This window comes from Hydrogenophaga sp. FG152 (genome assembly GCF_057809615.1).
In genome coordinates, this window is sequence record NZ_JBMDKH010000008.1 from 1 (window position 1) to 17,711 (window position 17,711).

The window sequence follows — 17,711 nt, forward strand, 5'->3', positions numbered from 1 at the left end:
GCGGCGGCCTGCTTGTGACCCCCACGCTCCACCGCTGCGCGGGTCGCTGCCCCCCCAGGGGGCTGGCCTTGCTTGGGGCGGCCCGGCGCGGCGGCCTGCTTGTGACCCCCACGCTCCACCGCTGCGCGGGTCGCTGCCCCCCGAGGGGGCTGGCCTTGCTTGGGGCGGCCCGGCGCGGCGGCCTGCTTCGCGTCCTATGAAGCTCGCCGTCGTCGGTGCCGGCTGGGCCGGCATGGCCGCCGCGGTGGAAGCCGCTTCGCGCGGCGTCGATGTGACGGTGTTCGAATCGGCCCGCACGCTGGGGGGCCGCGCGCGCGCCCTGCCCGCGCAGTTGCCCGACGGCACACCTCTCACGATCGACAACGGACAACACATCCTCATCGGCGCCTACGGCGACACGCTGGCGCTGATGCAGCGCGTGGGGCTGGACCTCTCCCAGGCGCTGCTGGCCCTGCGCCTCGCCCTGCCGCACACCGACGGCTCGGGCCTGCAGACACCCGCCTGGGCTGCGCACTGGCCCGCGCCGCTGGACGCGCTCGCGGCCATCGCCACCACGCGCAGCTGGCGCTGGCGCGAACGGCTCTCGCTCGTCACCGCTTCGCTGCGCTGGCAGCGCCAGGGCTTCGAGTGCGACCCGATGCTCACCGTGGCCGAGCTGTGCGCCCGCCTGCCCGCGCGCGTGGTGCAGGAACTCATCGAGCCCCTGTGCGTGTCCGCGCTGAACACGCCCACGGTGGACGCGAGCGCGGCGGTGTTCCTGCGCGTGCTGCGCGACGCCCTGTTCGGCAAGGGCTTCGCGGGCTTCAGCGCGTCCAGCCTGCTGCTGCCGCGCACCGATCTCTCGCGCCTGTTCCCCGATGCGGCGGCCGAGTGGCTGCTGCGCCATGGCGGCTCGACCCAGATGCGCATCGGCACCCGCGTGAGCACCCTGCGCCCGCTGGCGGCGCAATGGATGCTCGGCCATGAAGGTGGCGAAGAGGCCTTTGACCGCGTGATCTGGGCCACCGCCGCGAGCCCCGCCGAAAAAGCCATCCGTCAGGCCGCCGACGCCTGCGACGAAGGCACCGAGCCCATCCTCAAGGCCTGGGCCCGCTCGGCCCGCGCGTTGCCCTTCACGGCCATCACGACCGTGTATGCCTGGGCACCCGGCGCGCGCCTGGCCTCGCCCATGCTGGCCCTGCGCGCCGAGCCCGACGCCCAGACCGCCCCCGCGCAGTTCGTGTTCGACCGGGGCCAGCTCAGCCCTGCGGACCCGGCCGCGCAAGGCCTGTTGGCCTTCGTGGTGAGCACCAGCGGCGAGGACCGCGACGACCTGCAGACCCAGGTGCTCGAACAAGGCCGGCGACAGCTGGGCCTGCCCGCGCTGCAGGCCGTGCAGACCGTGGTGGAAAAGCGCGCCACCTTTGCCTGCACGCCCGGCCTGGTGCGGCCGATGCAGGCCATCGCCCCCGGGCTCTGGGCCGCAGGCGACTACGTGGACGGGCCCTACCCCGCCACCCTCGAAGGCGCGGTGCGCAGCGGCCTCGCGGCGGCCCGGCTCGCCACCGAAGCCCACTGATCGACCCCTCTGCGGAACCTCTGGGGCGCACGGGGTTCACACCGTGTGACATTTTTTTCAACCCCGACCCGAAGGAGACCTCGCGGATGAACGCCCCCCTCCCCGCCCGACACCTCATCGCCGCCGCCGGCCTGTGCCTGCTCGCGCTCAGCACGAGCGTGGCGCAGGCGCAAAGCATGGTCAGCGTGCAGGGCAGCACGCTCAACATGCGCGAAGGCCCGAGCACCAAGGCCGCCGTGCTGTGGGAGCTCAAGCGGGGCTACCCGCTGCAGATCACCGAGCGCAAGGGCAGCTGGATCAAGGTGCTCGACTTCGAAGGCGACACGGGCTGGGTCGCGCGCTCGTTCACCGGCAACACGCCGCACCACGTCGTGAAGGCGAAGGTCGCCAACATCCGCAGCGGCCCGGGCGCACAGCACCGCATCGTGGGCAAAGCGGAGTACGGCGAGTTGCTGCGCACGCGCGAGAAGCGGGCCGACTGGGTGCGCGTGGAACGCGAAGAAGGCGTGGGCGGCTGGATCGCCAAACAGCTGCTCTGGGGCTTCTGAGCCCGGCGCTCAGCCGTTCTCGCGCACCGCGAGGTAGGCCGGGCGCGCCATGCAGCACCGGATCCATTCGTGCGTGAGCGGGTGGGCGTCCATCAGCACCCTGGACGGGCGCGCCCAGTTCAAGACGCTGGCCACGCACAGGTCGGCCACGGTGAAACGCGCGGCGGCGAGGTGGGCCTGGCCCGCCTCTTTCTGGCCCTGCAGGTGCCGCTCGATCACGCGCAGCGGCACCGCCAGGCGGCGCTCGGCCGCGTCGGCCAGCTCGGGCTTGCGCCGCTCCGTGGGCATCACCAGCCGGTGCATCAGCACCGTGAGGGCATCGGCCTCGGTTTCGGTCATGGCCCAGAAGCTCCAGCGCAGGGCTTCGGCGTCTTCGTGCGGCGTGGCCGGCGTGATGCTTGCACCGTCGGCCGGGCCGTGGTGCCGCGCGATGTACAGCGCGCAGGCCATGCTCTCCCACACCACCACATCGCCCTCAGGCCGGGCATCCACCACCGCCGGCACGCGGCCATTGGGGTTGATCGCGAGGAACTCGGGCGTGCGCGTGCCGCGGTCCTGGTAGGCCAGCTCGACGTGCCTGAAATCCAGGCCCAGTTCGGTGGCGGCCCAGAGCGGGCGCACAGCGCGGGAAGCGGGAATGCCGTAGATCGTGAGGCCCATGCTCAGGCCAGCTGGCGGCACAGGGCCGTCAGGTCGGCCACCGTGACGTGGGGCTGCAGCGGCGCGTGTTTCCAGGCGTGGCCAGCCCGGTTGAGCCAGGCCACCTGCATGCCCGCACCCAGCGCGCCTACCACGTCCAGGTGTGCGTCATCGCCAATGTGCAGCACCTCGGCAGCGCCCACGCCGGCGCTGACGGCTGCTGCGTGGAAAATGCGCGCATCGGGCTTGCCCACGCCGAACTCGCGTGCGCTGAAGGCGGCGTGGAAGTGCTGCCCCAGGCCCACCTTGTGGACATCCGCATTGCCGTTGGACAAGGCCACCACCGGGTAGCGCTTCGCCAGAAACTCCAGCGCCGGCAAGGCGTCCTCGAACAGCTCCACGCGCTGGCGCTCGGCGAAAAAGATGTCGAAGGCCGGTTCGGCCAGTGCCGGGTCGTCGCCCGCGCGCGTCAGCACCAGGCGAATCGCCTCGCGGCGCAGGGCGCTCATGTCGTGCGCCAGGTCGGGCCGCAGGGTGTGCATTTCATTGCGCACTGCGCGCAGGGCTTTGGGGTCGCCCCACTGCGCGGCGGTGGCCGGCGCGTGCTCCAGCAGCCAGGCCGCCAGCACGGCCTCGGCGCGCTCGATGATGGGCCAGATCGGCCACAGCGTGTCGTCCAGATCGATGGTGATGGCGCGGATGCGGCTGACGTCCAGCGCCGTGGGGAGAGGGGTATTCATGTCTGCGGGAGAATAGCGCATGCCCTTCCGCCCCGAACCGACGATCCCCCATGGCCAGCCAGCGCGCACGGCCATCGTCTATTGCAACCTCGGCACGCCCGATGAAGCCAGTGCCCCCGCCCTGCGCCGCTACCTCGCCGAGTTCCTGGGCGACCCCCGCGTGGTGGAGATTCCCCGGCTGGTCTGGTGGCCCATCCTGCACGGCATCATCTTGCGCACGCGACCGAAGAAGTCCGCCGCCAAGTACGCCAGCGTCTGGCTGCCCGAAGGCTCGCCGCTGAAGGTGTGGACCGAGAGACAGGCCACGCTGCTGCGCGGCTACCTGGGTGAGCGCGGCCACCAGGTGACGGTGCGCTATGCCATGCGCTACGGCAACCCGTCCATCGCGTCCGTGCTCGACGAGCTCAAGGCCCAGGGCGTGGCCCGGGTGCTGGTGCTGCCAGCCTACCCGCAGTACAGCGGCACCACCACCGCCAGCGTGATCGACGCGGTGACGGCCTGGAGCCAGCCCGTGCGCAGCCTGCCCGAGCTGCGCTTCGTCAACCGCTACCACGATGACCCCGGCTACATCAAGGCGCTGGCCCGGACCATCCGCGCGCACTGGACGGCGCACGGCCAGGGCGACCACCTGGTGATGAGCTTCCACGGCGTGCCCGAGCGCACCCTGCACCTGGGTGACCCCTACCACTGCGAGTGCCGCAAGACCGCGCGCCTGCTGGCCGAGCAACTGGGCCTGGCACCCGAGCGCTACACCCTCACCTTCCAGTCGCGCTTCGGCAAGGCCAAATGGCTGGAGCCCTACACCGAGCCCACGCTGGTGGCGATGGCGAAGAAGGGTTTGAAGCACGTGGACGTGGTCTGCCCCGGCTTCACCAGCGACTGCCTGGAGACGCTGGAAGAAATCAACATGGAAGCGCGCGAGGCCTTTCTGCACGCGGGCGGCCAGCAGTTCCAGTACATCCCCTGTGTGAACGACTCGCCTGAGTGGATTCGCGCACTGGCCGATCTGGCCGAACGGCACCTGCAAGGCTGGCCCACCAAGACAGCGGACAACCCGATGGAGCTGCAGGCCGGCCGCGAACGGGCCCTGGCGCTGGGCGCGAAAGACTGATCCTGGTTCACACGAGGGAAGACCATGTCCGCCCACCCCATCTTCAAGACGGCGTTTGCCAAGGTCTATCCGCTGTATGTGCAGAAAGCGGAGCGCAAGCACCGGACGAAAGCAGAAGTGGACGACGTCATCCGCTGGCTGACGGGCTACGACCAGGCGGGCCTGGAGCGGCAGATCGCGCAGGGGCACGACTTTGAAACCTTCTTCGCCCAGGCCCCGGCGATGAACCCGAACACCTCGCTGATCACTGGCGTCGTCTGTGGCGTGCGCGTCGAGGCGGTGGAAGACCCCCTGATGCAGCGCATCCGCTACCTGGACAAGCTGGTCGACGAGCTGGCCAAGGGCAGGAAGATGGAGAAGATCCTGCGGCAGTAGCGCTGGCGGGAGCGGCGCGCGCGGCCATGAGGACGCGAAGTCGTCCTACATCGCCCCGTGCCTTGGCGCGATAAGGTGGAGCCTCGATCACTGCAGGAGGTGCACCGTGGCGACCAGAAGAAGAACCCAGGGCTCGCTCGTCCAGCGAGTCAAAGCGCAAGACGACGCCCGCGACAGCTTTCCCGGCGAGCACTGGCTGGTGCTGGGCGCGGGCATTGCGGCATGGGCGCTCACGCGCAAGAGCCCATCGGTGGTCGTGCGCACGGCAGGCATGCTGGCCGCCTCCGCCCTCGTGGGCCGAGCCGCCAGCGGCCGCGATGGCTTGAGCAAGCTGCTGCGCTACACACCGTTGGGCCGGCGCATCCGCTAAGGCGGTGAGGTCTTGCCGTCTGGCTCCTGCGAGCCCCGCAGCACCCCGTTGATCTCGGCACCGAAGATCAGCGTGATGGCGCTGATGTACAGAAACACCAGCGTGGCCACCACGCCCGCGAAGCTGCCGTAGAGCAAGGCCAGCTTGCCTGCGGTGCGCAAGGTGTAGGACAGGCTCGCGGCCGCCCCCACCCAGAGGGCGGCGCCCACCACGGCACCTGGGATCACGGTGTAGAGCCGCTGGCGAATGTCCGGCAACCAGCCGTACATCAAGGCATACAACATCAACAGCACCAGGAAAGCCGAGCCATAGCGCACGCTGTTGCGCGCCCACAGGGTTTCCTGTCCCACGCCCACGTTCTCGGCCAGCAGCAGCCACACATACGGCATCACCACCACCGAACTGAAAGCCAGCAGCACGCCCGAGCCCACCACCACCGTGAACAGCGTGACCTTGATGCGCGCTTTCCAGAACGGCAACCCGCGCTCGATGCCATAGGCGCGGTTCAGCGCCGAACGGATCGCCTGCATGCCCGACGAGGCGGTCCACAGCGTCACCAGCACGCCCACGGCCAGCAAGGCCTGGTTGCGCTGGGCCAGCACCTGCTCGATGACCGGCTGCACCGCGTCGCGCACCAACTGCGGCGTGTAGCTCACAACGCGCGTGACAAGCGCCGCCGCATCTCCTGGCTTTCCCAGGTAACCGGCCGAAGCGGACAGCAGGATCAGCAAGGGGAACATCGCCAGCACCGAGGAAAACGCAAGGCTTCCGGCCTGGTTGGCGCTCTGGTGCAGGATGTAGTTCCGGATCGCCATCACCAACACCCGCAGGCCCGGCGTGGCGAGCACCGCGCGCTGGATGCGGTCTTTCGCCTTGCGCAGCGCGCTCATGGATAGCTTTCGAGATCAGGACCGTTCATGGGAATGCCAATACCTGCAGTTGACCGAAAGATGTCCATGGTAGCGGAGGGTCACTCCCTCCTGGGCGATGCCCCAGTCACCAAGATAACGGCCTTTGCAAGCGCGGCTATTTCAAAAGCTTGAAAAGTCCGACTGCGATACTTGTGCCGATGCCCGCAACCTTTTCCGCCAGGTGGTTCCTGGGTCGCATCTGAGGGAATCGCATTGAGGGTTCGACCCAATGATCGCCCAGCCCCTTTCGGACAATGTCAGCAACGCGTGGCGATCCGAGCGCGGTGACTGCCGTCTGCAACGCCCTCGTCTTCGCGGTCGACTTCAAACCCACGAACGAGGCAGTGAGCTCCCTCAGCCACGACGCCGACCCCTGGGCCAGGAGCGGCGTCAACGCCTTGAGCGAATAGCCGTCTACCTCCAGAAACCAATGCATCAGATCGAACTGCGCCATCTTCGCGAGTGCGCTCGCCAGCAGCCTCGCCTCGCCGGTGCTGCAGGGCGCCTGGCTCAGGTACCGCCACGCCTGGTCGACATACTTCCCGGACAGCGGGGGGGGGCCAAACTCATCCTCGCAGAGATGAGACACGGCAAACATCAAAGGATATTGCTCATAGGTCGAAGCCGAAATGGCCCGACCCATGCGGGCGTCTTCCTGGAACTCTTCCTGCATCTTTCGAAGCAGAAATCGGCTGTTCTCGCTAACGACGCACCGATCACAACCGGTCTCGCGCCAAAGGTCGTTGAGCAATGTGCGCCTGCTTTCCCTGCATTTTTCGCTCGCCAAGACGGACTCTGTCTGCACCATGAAGCTCACGGAAGGTAAGCCCCCTCCTCGCGAGAGACTGTCGGCTTCTTGTCGATGCGCGACCTTGGGCATCAAGGCCTCAACGATCGGCATTCGTTTCTGCAACGAAGGTCGGCGCTGCTCATCAAGTCCACGCCAATGACCAGAGGAAGCCTCAGTTGAAGCATTTGACTTTGGTGTCAGAACGTTCAATCTCGAGGTCATCCATTCAGACAGCGCCTGCAGTTTGATCAGTGTTTTTCGGGCATCCTCTGTTTGCCATCCCCTGCGCATGGTCGAAAGAACTTCTTTGAAAACGTTCTTTTGCTCCAGCGTCAAATTGGCGATCTCATTGGCCAGATTTTTATCCGCTGGTCCGAGGCCCATCATCGCGTGAGCGATCGACTTGGATTCAGCCGATCCGCTTTGAATCAGCTCAATCGCGCGGTTGATGCACTGAATAGGGGTGTCTTCGGCAAGCAGGTCCTGCTTGAAGCGGCTCAAGGCGTTGTAGCGCTTCTGCATGCGCTCAATCAGCAGCTCCCTGGTGGGGGCTGCAGGTAACGTTTCACGGCCGGGACTATGCGGCGCGCGAGGAACGGACGACAACATCAAACGGTTTCCTTGCTCGATATACGAGCTTGCAAAACGGCTATGTTCTCAATATGCCTTTGCGCTGTGCATCCAGGGAATCGAATGACCTATTCAAGCACCTTGGGCATGCCGTCCCGGGTATGAAGCTCAAGGCCACGCCTCCCGGCAGCTCGGGGAGCCCTCCTCTTCAGTGCCCCGCCAGAAACCGCTGCACCAGCTCGAACTGCTCGGGCACGTTGAGCGCGGGCGCGTGCCCGCACCCGGCAATCGTCACCACCAGCGCGCGCGGCCCGCGGTCGCGCATGGCCTCGGCCGTGTCGGCCAGCAGCAGGTCCGACTCCGCGCCGCGCAGGCAGAGCACGGGCACGTCGATGCGGTCGTAGGTGGGCCAGAGGTCGTAGTCCGTGGGGTGGTGGCTGAACTGCATCACCATGGCCGGGTCGTAGTGCGGCGTCACGCGGCCATTGGCCAGTCGGCGCGCCGAGCTTTCGGTGAGCAGGCGCCACTGCGCGTCGCTCAGGTAGCCGTAGGGCTTGTAGACGGTGCGGAAGTACTGCTCCAGCTCGCTCATGGTGTGGAACGCCGCCGGATTGCCCGCGTAGCTGCGGATGCGCTGCACCGCCGCATCGGCCAGCTTGGGGCCGATGTCGTTGAGCACCAGCCGCTCGATGCGCCCGTGCAGCGGGCCGGCAGCGCACACCATGCCGATGGCGCCGCCCATGGAGGTGCCGACCCAGTGGAAGCGCTTGATGGCGAGCTGGTCCACCAACGCGGTGGCGATGCGCGAATAGAAATCCAGGCAGTACTCGGCTTCGGGCTCGGGGCTCCATTCCGAGAGGCCGCGCCCGATCGTGTCGGGGCAGATCACGCGCCAGCCCTGCGCGCTGAGGTGCGCGGCCAGCGGGTCCATGTCTCTCCCGGTGCGGGCCAGGCCGTGCCAGGCGATCACCGTCTGACCATGGGGCGTCTCGGGCTCCCAGTCCATGAAGTGGATTTCGCGGCCTGCGCAGGTGAGGTAGCGCGAGCGTGGGGTCACGGTGGTGGCCGTGGGCGCGAGGGTGATGGCGGTGTTCATGGCCGGCCTCCTTTCAGGCGAGCGAGCGAAGCCCGCTCTCGCAGCTTGCCCACGATGCCTGTGGGGAAGTAATACACCGACAGGACGAAGAGCACGCCCAGCCAGAGCAGCCAGCGGTCGGGCGTGAGCAGCGCGGGCAACAGCGGCAGGCCTTCGGTGGCGCTGCCGGCCATGCGCAGCAGGTCCTGCAGGTAACTTTGCGCCACCACGAAAAGCACGCTGCCGATGAATGCGCCGTAGAGCGTGCCCATGCCGCCGATGACGACGATGAGCAGGATGTCCAGCATGATCTCGAACGAGAGCGAGGTGTCCGGCCCGTTGTAGCGCAGCCAGAGCGCGAGCAGGCAGCCCGCCAGCGTGGCGAAGGAGGCGGAGAGCACGTTGGACAAGGTGCGGTAGACGACGGTGCGGTAGCCCAGGGCCTCGGCGCGGAAATCGTTCTCGCGGATGGCCTGCAGCACGCGGCCGAAGGGCGAGTTCACGATGCGCAGGATGGTGAGGAAGATCGCGGTGACGGCCAGGAAGATCAGGTAATAGGTGATCAGCCGGCCATTGAGGTCCACCTCGCCCAGCGGCGTCTGCAGCGGCTCTTCGGTCAGCGTGAAGCCGGGCGAGAGCAGCTCGGGCACGCGGAAGGTCAGGCCGTCTTCACCACCGGTGAAATCCGACAGCTGCGAGGCCAGCGTGAGAAAGGCCGAGGCCACCGCGAGCGTGATCATGGCAAAGAAGATCGCGCGCACCCGCAGCGAGAACAGGCCGATGAGCAGCGAGAGCACCAGCGAGACCAGCAGCGCGCAGAGCACACCCAGTGCAATGGCGCCCCAGGACGGTGACTCCGCCGCGTTGAGCGCGATGGCCACGCCGTAGGCACCGATGCCGAAGAACATGGTGTGCGCGAAGCTCACGATGCCGGTGTAGCCCAGCAGCAGGTCGAAGCTGGCCACCAGCGCCACGAAGATCAGCACCTTGGCGGCCACGTTGAGCGCCTTCACGCCCGGAAACAGGAAGGGCGCGAAGGCCAGGCCCAGGAAGAGCACGATCAGCAAGGCGACCAGCCAGCGGCTGCGCGGCAGGTCGTTGGACAGAAGACGGGACAACATGCTTCAGCTCCTGCTCAACGGTTGGTGACGGGATACACGCCCTGCGGACGCCACAGCAGGATGGCGACCATGAGCGCGATGTTGGAGAACAGCGCGACCTTGGGTGCCAGGAAGCCGGTGTAGTTGGCCATCAGCCCCACCAGCAGCGCGCCGATGAGCGCGCCCAGCGTGGAGCCCAGGCCACCGATGATGATGACGATGAAGATCAGCACGTTGACCTGCGCGCCCATCTGCGGCAGCACGGTCTGCTGGTACAGGCCCCACATCACGCCGCCCAGGCCGGCGAGTGCACTGCCCACCACGAACACGCCGATGAAGAGCTGCCGGATGCGGTAGCCGAGGGACTCGACCATCTCGCGGTCCTGCACACCGGCGCGCACCAGCAGGCCGACTTTAGTGCGGTTGAGCGTCCACACCATCGCCGCGAACACGGCCGCGCCCACCAGCACGGCGAGCAGGCGGTACTTCTCCACCGCGGCATCGCCGAAGATGAAGGAGCCGCGCAGGCTCTCGGGCAGCGGCAGCGCGATCTGCTCCGGGCCCCAGATGACCTTGATCATCTCCTCGCCAATGATCATGCCGCCCATGGTGATGAGGATCTGCTTGAGGTGCATGCCATACACCGGGCGGATGATGAGCCGCTCGAACACCCAGCCCAGCGCGCCGGCCACGGCCATGGCCACCAGCATGGCGGGCAGCAAGGCCACGAGGTTGAGCCAGAGGCTGTTGGCCGTGGTGTAGCTGCCCATGCTGGCCAGCACGGTGGTGGCCACGAAGGCGCCAAGCGCGATGAACACGCCGTGGCCGAAGTTGAGCACGTCCATGAGGCCGAAGACCAGCGTGAGGCCCGAGGCGATGATGAAGACGATCATGCCCATGGCCAGGCCGGCCACGGTGAGCGTGAGCCAGGTCGACGGGCTGCCCACGGCGGGCAGCGCGAGCAATGCGAGCGCGGGCACGAGCGCCAGCGGCTTCCAGTCGAAGTCGGCGTTGAGTTTCATTGGTGTGCTCCGAGGGACAGGCCCAGCAGCCTGGATTGCAGCGATTCGTCGGCCGCGAGCTCGGCCATGGAGCCGCTGTGCACGACGCGGCCGTCGTCCATCACGGCCACGGTGTCGCCGAGCTGGCGCGCGAAGTTGAAGTTCTGCTCGACGAGCAGGATGGTGGTCTTGGCGGCCTTGAGTTCGCGGAAGGCCGCGATCATGTTCTGGATGATCGCGGGCGCCAGGCCCTTGCTGGGCTCGTCGATCAGCAGCAGCTTGCGCGGCTCGACGATGGCGCGCGAGACGGCGAGCATCTGCTTCTGCCCACCGCTCAGCTTGCCGGCCGGGTGCAGCCAGAATTTCTTCATGGCCGGGAACAGGCCGAAGATCCATTCGAGGCGGTTGGTGTCGATGTCGTCCAGGCTGCGCGCGCCGCGCGCGGCCAGCAGCATGTTCTCGCGCACCGAGAGGTCCGCGAAGATGCCCATGCTCTCGGGCACGTAGGCCACGCCGCTGCGCGCGATGTCGGGCGTGGGGCGTTGGGTGATGTCCTGGCCGTCGAGCGTCACCGTGCCCTGGCTGGCGTGCCACAGGCCCATGATGGTGCGCAGCGTGGTGGTCTTGCCCGCGCCGTTGCGGCCCAGCAGCATGGTGAGCTGGTTGGCGGGCACCGCGAGGTCCACGCCGTGGAGGATGTGGTACGCGCCGATGTGGGTGTGAACCCCTTTCAGCGTCAACAGGTCCTGGCTCATGCGCTCACCTCTTCTTCGGGGTTGATGCCAAGGTAGGCCTGCTGCACCACGGGCGAGGCGATCACGGTGGCGGGTTCGCCATCGGCCACGAGCTCTCCGTTGTGCAGCACGATGATGCGGTCCGAGAGTTCACGCACCACGTCCATCTTGTGTTCGACCAGCAGGATGGTCTTGCGCTTGTCTTCCTTGAGCTTGCGGATGAGGTTCAGGATCACGGGCACCTCGTCCACACTCATGCCGGCTGTGGGTTCATCGAACATGAAAACCTGCGGCTCCAGCGCCATGAGGATGCCGACCTCCAGCTTGCGCTGGTCGCCGTGCGGCAGGCTGGAGGCAAGCGCGTCGCGCTTGTCGGCCAGCGCCACGGTTTCCAGCACCTCGTCGGCGCGCTGCAGCAGGTCGCGCCGGTCGCTCCAGATGCGCCACAGGTTCAGCCCCGCGCCCGCCCTCGCCTGCACCGCCAGCCGCACGTTCTCCTGCACCGTGAGGTTGGGGAACAGGTTGGTCAGCTGGAACGCCCGGCCCAGGCCGGCCTGCGCACGCGCCGGCGCGCCCAGCGCCGAGATGTCCTTGCCACCGAGCCGCACACGGCCCGCGCTGGCCTTGATCTGGCCCGAGATGAGGTTGAAGTAGGTCGTCTTGCCCGCACCGTTGGGGCCGACGATGGCGGTGAGCGTGCCGGGCGCGAACGCGCACGAGACGGCATTCACCGCCACGTGCCCGCCGAAGCGGACCGTGAGGTCTTGGGTTTCAAGCATGGGAGATCCGGAGAGCGTGGACACCGGTCGCCGCCGGTGCGGCGACCTTCCAGAAACACGGCGGAACCGGCTTTGCCGGGCCGCACGTGTTGTCCCCGCCGCGTCAGCGGCGCAGGGGGTTCTTACCTCTTGTTCCGAATAGGAATGTCGAGATCAGAAGGTTTGATTTCGCGCACCAGCTCGGGCACACCCCAGGCAAACGCCGGGTCGGCCTTGATCTTGAAGTGGTACATGCTCTGCATGGCCTGGTGGTCTTCCTTGCGGAAGGTCATCGTGCCCTTGGGCGTGTCGAAGCTCATGCCTTCCATGGTCTTGATGAGCGTGTCGGTCTTGGTGTCGCCGTTGGTCTTCTTCAGCGCGGTCACCACGGCCATCGCGGCCGAGAAGCCACCGGCGGTGAAGAAGTCCGGCGGCGTCTTGAACTGCTTGTAGTGCTCGGCCACCATGGCGTCGTTCACCGGGTTCTTGGGGATGCCGAAGTAGTAGTACAGCGCGCCCTCCATGCCGGGGAACTGCTTGTAGGCCACCATCGCGGGCAGGATGTTGCCGCCGGTGGCGAGCTTGATGCCGTAGCGCTTGTCCAGCTCCATTTCGGCGATCTTGCCGAAGGGCGTGGGCGCGCCCGACCAGCCCACCGAGATGTACTTGGTGCCCGGCTGGTCCTTGAGCTTGTCGACGATGCGCAGCAGGCCGGCGGTGAAGTCCGTCGTGCCCACGGGCAGGTATTCCTCGTGAACGATCTTGGCCTTCTTGGTGAAGTCCTTGGCGGCCTTCACGCCGTCGCGGCCAAAGGCGTTGTCGTTGGCCAGCATGGCAATCACGTTGCCCGGCTGATCCAGCGCCACGGCGTTGGCGGCGGCGTCCTGGCTGCTGTTGCGGCCGGTGCGGAAGATGTACTTGTTCCACTTGTCGCCGGTGATCGAGTCGGCCACGGCGGGCTCCACCAGCAGGATCTTCTTGTACTCCTCGGCCACGGGCAGCATGGCCAGGGCCACGGGCGAAGCGGTCGGGCCGATGGCCAGATCCACCTTGTCGTCGGCGTAGGCGGCGGCCAGCAGGCTCTTGCCCACATCGGGCTTGCCCTGGTCGTCCTTCTCGATCACGACGATCTTCTTGCCCCCCACCATCATGGTGCCGCCGGTGGCGTAGCTCAGGCCCATCATCAGACCGGCCTGGGTCTGCTTGGCATAGGCCTCCAGCGGGCCGGTCTTGCTGTGGATGTGGGCGATGCGGATCTCCCCCTTGTTGGCCTGGGCCGATGCGAGCGAGGTGCCGAGCGCCGCGGAGCAGGCGAGCGCGATGACCGCCAGGCGGCGGGTGGTGTGAGTCATGTCTTGTCTCCTGGTTGGAAGGATCGTGACAGCGCGGTGCGCCGTGCCTTCCTTATCGCAGACTTCGTGCCAGCGGTACAGGCCTTTGATTTCAAAGGATTTTGCTCAGACAGCTTCGGCGATTGTACAGATTTCAGACAGCTCCAGATCGTGAAATTGTCTGAAATTCAGACAGTCGTCTGAATTTCAGACGCGTCACCCAGGGCCGCCAAACGGTCGTACAGGCTGGCGCGCGAGATGCCGAGCAGCTTCGCGGCGGCGGTGCGGTTGCCACCGGTGCGGGCCAGGGCCTGCGCGATCGCGCGCTGCTCCAGCTCGGCGATCTGCTCGGGCAGCGGGCGCAGTTCGTCGCCCTCTTCCCTTGCACGCACCACGGCCTTGGGCAAGGCGGCCGCCGGCGCCAGGGCGGGCAGACCGGCTTCCTGCAGCACCGCCCCCACCTGCGCGGCGGCGATGTGGTGCGAGTCGCTGCGCAGCGCAAGCTGTTCCAGCACGTTGCGCAGTTCGCGGATGTTGCCGCGCCAGGGCTGCGCGGCCAGCAAGGCCTGGGCGTCGGCGGTCAGCTCCAGCTGCGCGCCGCCGCCGCGCGCGGCGATGTCCTCGCACAGGGCCTCGATCAGCAGCGCGATGTCGTCCTGCCGCTCGCGCAGCGGTGGCACGCGAATGGGCAACACGTTGAGGCGGTAGTAGAGGTCTTCGCGGAAGCCGCCTTCGCGCACCATCTGCTGCAGGTCGCGCGAGGTGGCAGCGACCACACGCACGTCGAAGCGCACCAGCTTGTTCGAACCCAGCGGTTCGATCTCGCCCTCCTGCAAGGCGCGCAGCAGCTTGACCTGAACCGACATCGGCATGTCGCCCAGTTCGTCCAGGAACAGCGTGCCGCCATCGGCCAGCTTGAACTTGCCATCGCGCCCCTTCTTGTCGGCGCCGGTGTAGGCCCCGGGGGCCACGCCGAAAAACTCTGCTTCGAGCAGCGTGTCGGGCACGGCCGCCATGTTCACGCTCACGAACGAGCGGCCCGCGCGCGGCGAGGCCGCGTGAATGGCGTGCGCGAGCAACTCCTTGCCGGTGCCGGTCTCGCCCAGCAGCAGCACCGGGCTGGCCGACTGCGCGGCGCGCCGGGCCTGGCGTTTGACCTCCAGCGCGGCGGCGCTGCTGCCCACGAAGCTGGCGAAGGTGTACTTGCTGCGGCGCTGGCTGGCGAGTTCGCGCCGGGCTTCGCTGAGGTCCTGCTCCAGCCGCGCGAACTTGCTGATGAGGGGTTGCAGCGTGGTCTCGGGGTGATCGAACAGCACGATGCCCAGCACCCCGATCACCTCGCCCGCGTCGTCGCGCAGCGGGATGCGGCTCACCACGAAGGTGCCGGCGCGGTTGGTCAGCAGGTCGATGAGGATGGGCTTGCCAGTGGCCAGCACCTGGTGCATCTGCGTGTTCTGCACCACGCGCGAGACCGGGTGGCCGACGAAGTCTTCCTCGCGCTCGAAGCCCAGCGCGGGCAGGAAGCGGCGGTACTGGTCGTTGATCCAGACCACGCGCGCGTCGCGGTCCACCAGCATCATGCCCTCGCTGGCGTTGGCGAACAGGTCGAACATCGACCTCGCGGCGAGTTCAAGGATGCTTTGCGCGTCACGCGGCAGGCGGTTGTCCCGGGTCATGGCGCGATGGTAACCCTGCACTTCTCCGCGCCCGCGCTGTCACTGAACAGTAATAAGTAAAAACTACGATTCGCCGCGATGACGCACATGGTTCTTTCCTCTGTCCTTGGTTTTCCGACCAGCCCCCCCTCTCCCCATCGCGACGTGAATGAACCAACGGGCGGCCCACGCCACCACAGCCACGTGCACGCAGACGTGTGGGTGTTCAGGGACACCCCAATGGCCTCCACGGACCCTGGGCACCTGGAGGGGGCAGTGACCGCCCGACGGCTGCATTCCCAACTCGATGCCGTGTGCGGCATGGCCTACCTCACCCGCGCGCCGCAAGGCCTTGCCTCGGGGCTGAGCAAGGCGCCCTTGGAAAAAACCGGGCATGAGAACAGCGCGCCGATCGGGGACGGCTTTCCCGTGGAAGCGCTGGGCGCTTTCCAGGCCCTGCAGGGTGTGGGCGGCGCCATCGAAACAGGCGCGGCGATCAAAAACCTGTCCAACACCTGCCAGGCTTTGTCGCACCGACAGGCCACCCACGCTGCATTCGCAGAGGGCCAACGGACGCTGGACGAGGTCCACCGCCGGTGGAGGCATTCAGAGGCACCTCCCTCTCTGGCGCGGCGGCTGTGCGACGCCGCCAAGAAGGCCTGGCAGGCGCGCGCATCCAAAGTGAAGCTGGAGTCGGCCATGCGGCACGCGCCGGAGCAGATCGTGGATGTGGTTCGCTACACCGTCGTGTCCTGGACATCGCGCCTGTTTTCCGTCCTGAAGCTGGCCTTCAAGGCCAGCGCATGGCTCTCGTTGGCCGCCAGCATCTTGGGCATCGTGGGCTCGGCATTTCAAGCCTTGGCAGGCATCTTCAAATGGCATTCGTCAAACAAGCTGGTCGGGCAGGCCGAGCGCGCGCTGCGCTTGATCGACAGCGGCTCACCCGCCGCCAGCCCGGCATCGCTGCAAGCCCATGTGATCCGACACGCTCGCAGCCAACGAAAGGAGGCGCTGCAACAAGCCCGAGACAAGCGGACCAAGGCAAGGATAGAAACCATCACTGGCATCGCTGCCACCCTCTTCAGCGCCTTGGCATTCCTCTTTCCCCCGCTGGCGTTCATCGCCATCGCCACAGGTCTGGCCTATGCCGGCTACCGGGTGTACCGAGGCATCCGATCGTTTTTCTCGACCCGCGAACTGAATCGGCGAGAGACGGCCTGGCGCGTCGACTTCCATTCCCCTGCGTTCATCGAGACCCTGAACCGCTCTGCCCGCTCAGAGGGATGGACGGCCGCCAAGCTGAAGATGGCGGCGGAAAACCCCTGCTACGCCATCCATTGCCTGATCGAACGGATTCAGCAGGATGGCGCGGCATGGCTGGACGGCCTGCTGGAGCAACTCGGTGTTTCGCGGCCGGATCGAGACGCCGTCTTCTTGCTGGCCCAGACCCATGACGTGCCGCAGGCCAGCCACTGCCTGGAGAGGATGCTTTTCGGCGGCGACTGGTCCCCGTCCGAGCAAACGGGCACCGCCTGAGGTCACGCCACCTGAGGCATCACAGCTTCACGGCCCTGGGTTCATCGAAACTCAGGTACGTCCACGTCCCATCGTTGTCGCCCCGGTAGGCCCCGGCCGCCCCGTCGTGCTGCGCGGCCATGGCGGCGAATTGCCAGGCCTCATCCTGCGAGCAGTCCACGACGCGCGTGACCCACCGATCAAAGCCGAGGGTGCGCACCTGTTGTGCGGCCCGTTGCAAGGCGTCGGGCACCGAAGGGTGCTCCCAACCCCAGGTGAAGCGGCTCTCCTTCGTGCTGTAGACCCCCACCACCTGCGCGGCGGCCTGCATCACGCGGCCGTCCGCGAAACTCCAGCGCAACCAGCCTTCGTCCATGTCGAGGTGCCATTGGGTTTCGCTGCCCAGACCCCATGCCTGGCGGTGCTTCGTCGTCTGCTGCTCCAGCCAGGTCATGGCGGTGACGAGCCATTGGTCTTCAAAGGACTGGTGAGCGGACAGCGCCGCAGCCATCCTGTCCCAGGCCTGAGGCAGTCTCTCGGCGACAGACAAGGCTTCGCCTGCCGTGGATGCGGCTTCGTGGCCCTTGGGCTGGTGGCAGTCGAACTCGATGTTGAACCTGCCATCGGGGTACAGCGTGAAGGTCAGGCCCCACATGCGCTCCCCGGTGGTGTTCAGAAGATCGTCGCGCAGGAACAGCACGGCGTCTTCGGGTGCCGTGAAAGCCCCAGTCCCCGCGAGCCTTTTTCTTTCTATCTGGTTCTCGTGAACCAGATAGATGCTGATTCGGGCCATCTTGTTCAGGATGACCGCATGGCAAGTGACCGAGTCCCACGGCCGCCCACGAATGAAGGCGAGACAGGCGGCCTTCAATTCTTGATGCGCCTGTTCAACAGATCTGGAAGTGTTCATTGCAGAATCCCGAACCTCAC

At 66.9% G+C, this 17,711-nt stretch carries 18 protein-coding genes; 6 read left to right on the forward strand and 12 right to left on the reverse strand.

Annotated elements, in window-relative coordinates:
- Positions 1 to 196 precede the first annotated feature (196 nt).
- Positions 197 to 1,558: a hydroxysqualene dehydroxylase HpnE gene (hpnE, locus tag ACODTB_RS11180; protein ID WP_291112307.1), complete on the forward strand. Its 1,362-nt coding sequence runs from the start codon at positions 197 to 199 to the stop codon at positions 1,556 to 1,558.
- An 86-nt stretch (positions 1,559 to 1,644) separates the two neighbouring features.
- Positions 1,645 to 2,106 (forward strand): SH3 domain-containing protein, encoded by a 462-nt coding sequence (locus ACODTB_RS11185; RefSeq protein WP_291112305.1) that lies wholly within the window; start codon positions 1,645 to 1,647, stop codon positions 2,104 to 2,106.
- Positions 2,107 to 2,115: 9 nt separating this feature from the next.
- Here ACODTB_RS11185 and ACODTB_RS11190 read toward each other — a convergent pair whose 3' ends face one another.
- Together ACODTB_RS11190 and ACODTB_RS11195 are read right to left on the reverse strand one after the other, a co-directional pair.
- Positions 2,116 to 2,766: a glutathione S-transferase family protein gene (locus ACODTB_RS11190; protein WP_291112304.1), complete on the reverse strand. Its 651-nt coding sequence runs from the start codon at positions 2,764 to 2,766 to the stop codon at positions 2,116 to 2,118.
- Between the two features lie 2 nt (positions 2,767 to 2,768).
- Positions 2,769 to 3,485, reverse strand: a complete 717-nt coding sequence (locus ACODTB_RS11195) for an HAD family hydrolase (RefSeq protein ID WP_291112302.1) — start codon at positions 3,483 to 3,485, stop codon at positions 2,769 to 2,771.
- Positions 3,486 to 3,504: 19 nt separating this feature from the next.
- Between ACODTB_RS11195 and hemH the strand changes: the two genes are divergently transcribed.
- From hemH to ACODTB_RS11210, 3 genes are all read left to right on the forward strand, one after another.
- Positions 3,505 to 4,596, forward strand: coding sequence for a ferrochelatase (hemH, locus tag ACODTB_RS11200; RefSeq protein WP_291112300.1), 1,092 nt, complete (start codon positions 3,505 to 3,507; stop codon positions 4,594 to 4,596).
- 24 nt (positions 4,597 to 4,620) lie between these two features.
- Positions 4,621 to 4,971: a DUF2200 domain-containing protein gene (locus ACODTB_RS11205; protein ID WP_291112298.1), complete on the forward strand. Its 351-nt coding sequence runs from the start codon at positions 4,621 to 4,623 to the stop codon at positions 4,969 to 4,971.
- A gap of 106 nt (positions 4,972 to 5,077) precedes the next feature.
- Positions 5,078 to 5,341, forward strand: coding sequence for a hypothetical protein (locus tag ACODTB_RS11210; protein WP_291112296.1), 264 nt, complete (start codon positions 5,078 to 5,080; stop codon positions 5,339 to 5,341).
- On the opposite strand, the gene ACODTB_RS11215 is transcribed toward ACODTB_RS11210, so the two are convergent.
- From ACODTB_RS11215 to ACODTB_RS11255, 9 genes are all read right to left on the reverse strand, one after another.
- The gene (locus ACODTB_RS11215) at positions 5,338 to 6,231 is read right to left on the reverse strand and encodes a YihY/virulence factor BrkB family protein (protein ID WP_291112294.1); all 894 of its coding nucleotides are present in this window, start codon (positions 6,229 to 6,231) and stop codon (positions 5,338 to 5,340) included. The two genes, ACODTB_RS11210 and ACODTB_RS11215, sit on opposite strands and share 4 nt — an antisense overlap.
- Before the next feature lie 136 nt (positions 6,232 to 6,367).
- Positions 6,368 to 7,651 (reverse strand): hypothetical protein, encoded by a 1,284-nt coding sequence (locus ACODTB_RS11220; RefSeq protein ID WP_291112292.1) that lies wholly within the window; start codon positions 7,649 to 7,651, stop codon positions 6,368 to 6,370.
- A 169-nt stretch (positions 7,652 to 7,820) separates the two neighbouring features.
- Positions 7,821 to 8,708, reverse strand: a complete 888-nt coding sequence (locus ACODTB_RS11225) for an alpha/beta fold hydrolase (protein ID WP_291112290.1) — start codon at positions 8,706 to 8,708, stop codon at positions 7,821 to 7,823.
- On the reverse strand, positions 8,705 to 9,808 hold the full coding sequence (locus ACODTB_RS11230; RefSeq protein ID WP_291112288.1) for a branched-chain amino acid ABC transporter permease: 1,104 nt from the start codon (positions 9,806 to 9,808) through the stop codon (positions 8,705 to 8,707). Before ACODTB_RS11230 ends, ACODTB_RS11225 begins: the two co-directional genes overlap by 4 nt.
- Positions 9,809 to 9,822: 14 nt before the next feature.
- A complete protein-coding gene (locus ACODTB_RS11235; RefSeq protein WP_291112286.1) occupies positions 9,823 to 10,809 on the reverse strand; it encodes a branched-chain amino acid ABC transporter permease in 987 nt (328 codons plus the stop codon).
- The gene (locus ACODTB_RS11240; RefSeq protein WP_291112284.1) at positions 10,806 to 11,543 is read right to left on the reverse strand and encodes an ABC transporter ATP-binding protein; all 738 of its coding nucleotides are present in this window, start codon (positions 11,541 to 11,543) and stop codon (positions 10,806 to 10,808) included. The genes ACODTB_RS11235 and ACODTB_RS11240 overlap by 4 nt, the downstream gene beginning before the upstream one ends.
- Positions 11,540 to 12,301 (reverse strand): ABC transporter ATP-binding protein, encoded by a 762-nt coding sequence (locus ACODTB_RS11245; protein ID WP_291112282.1) that lies wholly within the window; start codon positions 12,299 to 12,301, stop codon positions 11,540 to 11,542. The genes ACODTB_RS11240 and ACODTB_RS11245 overlap by 4 nt, the downstream gene beginning before the upstream one ends.
- Positions 12,302 to 12,423: 122 nt before the next feature.
- On the reverse strand, positions 12,424 to 13,632 hold the full coding sequence (locus ACODTB_RS11250) for a substrate-binding domain-containing protein (RefSeq protein ID WP_291112280.1): 1,209 nt from the start codon (positions 13,630 to 13,632) through the stop codon (positions 12,424 to 12,426).
- Positions 13,633 to 13,799: 167 nt separating this feature from the next.
- Positions 13,800 to 15,287, reverse strand: coding sequence for a sigma-54 interaction domain-containing protein (locus tag ACODTB_RS11255; protein WP_291112278.1), 1,488 nt, complete (start codon positions 15,285 to 15,287; stop codon positions 13,800 to 13,802).
- Between the two features lie 300 nt (positions 15,288 to 15,587).
- Between ACODTB_RS11255 and ACODTB_RS11260 the strand changes: the two genes are divergently transcribed.
- Positions 15,588 to 16,802, forward strand: a complete 1,215-nt coding sequence (locus ACODTB_RS11260; protein WP_291112264.1) for a hypothetical protein — start codon at positions 15,588 to 15,590, stop codon at positions 16,800 to 16,802.
- A gap of 19 nt (positions 16,803 to 16,821) precedes the next feature.
- On the opposite strand, the gene ACODTB_RS11265 is transcribed toward ACODTB_RS11260, so the two are convergent.
- Entirely contained in the window at positions 16,822 to 17,691 is an 870-nt protein-coding gene (locus ACODTB_RS11265; RefSeq protein WP_291112262.1) for a DUF6882 domain-containing protein, read from the reverse strand.
- Between the last annotated feature and the right edge of the window lie 20 nt (positions 17,692 to 17,711).

What these genes read in the sequence shown, in the direction of transcription:
- hpnE (WP_291112307.1), top strand. Translation starts at nt 197, where the DNA reads ATGAAGCTCGCCGTCGTCGGTGCCGGCTGGGCCGGCATGGCCGCCGCG.
- ACODTB_RS11185 (WP_291112305.1), top strand. Translation starts at nt 1,645, where the DNA reads ATGAACGCCCCCCTCCCCGCCCGACACCTCATCGCCGCCGCCGGCCTG.
- ACODTB_RS11190 (WP_291112304.1), bottom strand. Translation starts at nt 2,766, where the DNA reads ATGGGCCTCACGATCTACGGCATTCCCGCTTCCCGCGCTGTGCGCCCG.
- ACODTB_RS11195 (WP_291112302.1), bottom strand. Translation starts at nt 3,485, where the DNA reads ATGAATACCCCTCTCCCCACGGCGCTGGACGTCAGCCGCATCCGCGCC.
- hemH (WP_291112300.1), top strand. Translation starts at nt 3,505, where the DNA reads ATGCCCTTCCGCCCCGAACCGACGATCCCCCATGGCCAGCCAGCGCGC.
- ACODTB_RS11205 (WP_291112298.1), top strand. Translation starts at nt 4,621, where the DNA reads ATGTCCGCCCACCCCATCTTCAAGACGGCGTTTGCCAAGGTCTATCCG.
- ACODTB_RS11215 (WP_291112294.1), bottom strand. Translation starts at nt 6,231, where the DNA reads ATGAGCGCGCTGCGCAAGGCGAAAGACCGCATCCAGCGCGCGGTGCTC.
- ACODTB_RS11220 (WP_291112292.1), bottom strand. Translation starts at nt 7,651, where the DNA reads ATGTTGTCGTCCGTTCCTCGCGCGCCGCATAGTCCCGGCCGTGAAACG.
- ACODTB_RS11225 (WP_291112290.1), bottom strand. Translation starts at nt 8,708, where the DNA reads ATGAACACCGCCATCACCCTCGCGCCCACGGCCACCACCGTGACCCCA.
- ACODTB_RS11230 (WP_291112288.1), bottom strand. Translation starts at nt 9,808, where the DNA reads ATGTTGTCCCGTCTTCTGTCCAACGACCTGCCGCGCAGCCGCTGGCTG.
- ACODTB_RS11235 (WP_291112286.1), bottom strand. Translation starts at nt 10,809, where the DNA reads ATGAAACTCAACGCCGACTTCGACTGGAAGCCGCTGGCGCTCGTGCCC.
- ACODTB_RS11240 (WP_291112284.1), bottom strand. Translation starts at nt 11,543, where the DNA reads ATGAGCCAGGACCTGTTGACGCTGAAAGGGGTTCACACCCACATCGGC.
- ACODTB_RS11245 (WP_291112282.1), bottom strand. Translation starts at nt 12,301, where the DNA reads ATGCTTGAAACCCAAGACCTCACGGTCCGCTTCGGCGGGCACGTGGCG.
- ACODTB_RS11250 (WP_291112280.1), bottom strand. Translation starts at nt 13,632, where the DNA reads ATGACTCACACCACCCGCCGCCTGGCGGTCATCGCGCTCGCCTGCTCC.
- ACODTB_RS11255 (WP_291112278.1), bottom strand. Translation starts at nt 15,287, where the DNA reads ATGACCCGGGACAACCGCCTGCCGCGTGACGCGCAAAGCATCCTTGAA.
- ACODTB_RS11260 (WP_291112264.1), top strand. Translation starts at nt 15,588, where the DNA reads ATGGCCTACCTCACCCGCGCGCCGCAAGGCCTTGCCTCGGGGCTGAGC.
- ACODTB_RS11265 (WP_291112262.1), bottom strand. Translation starts at nt 17,691, where the DNA reads ATGAACACTTCCAGATCTGTTGAACAGGCGCATCAAGAATTGAAGGCC.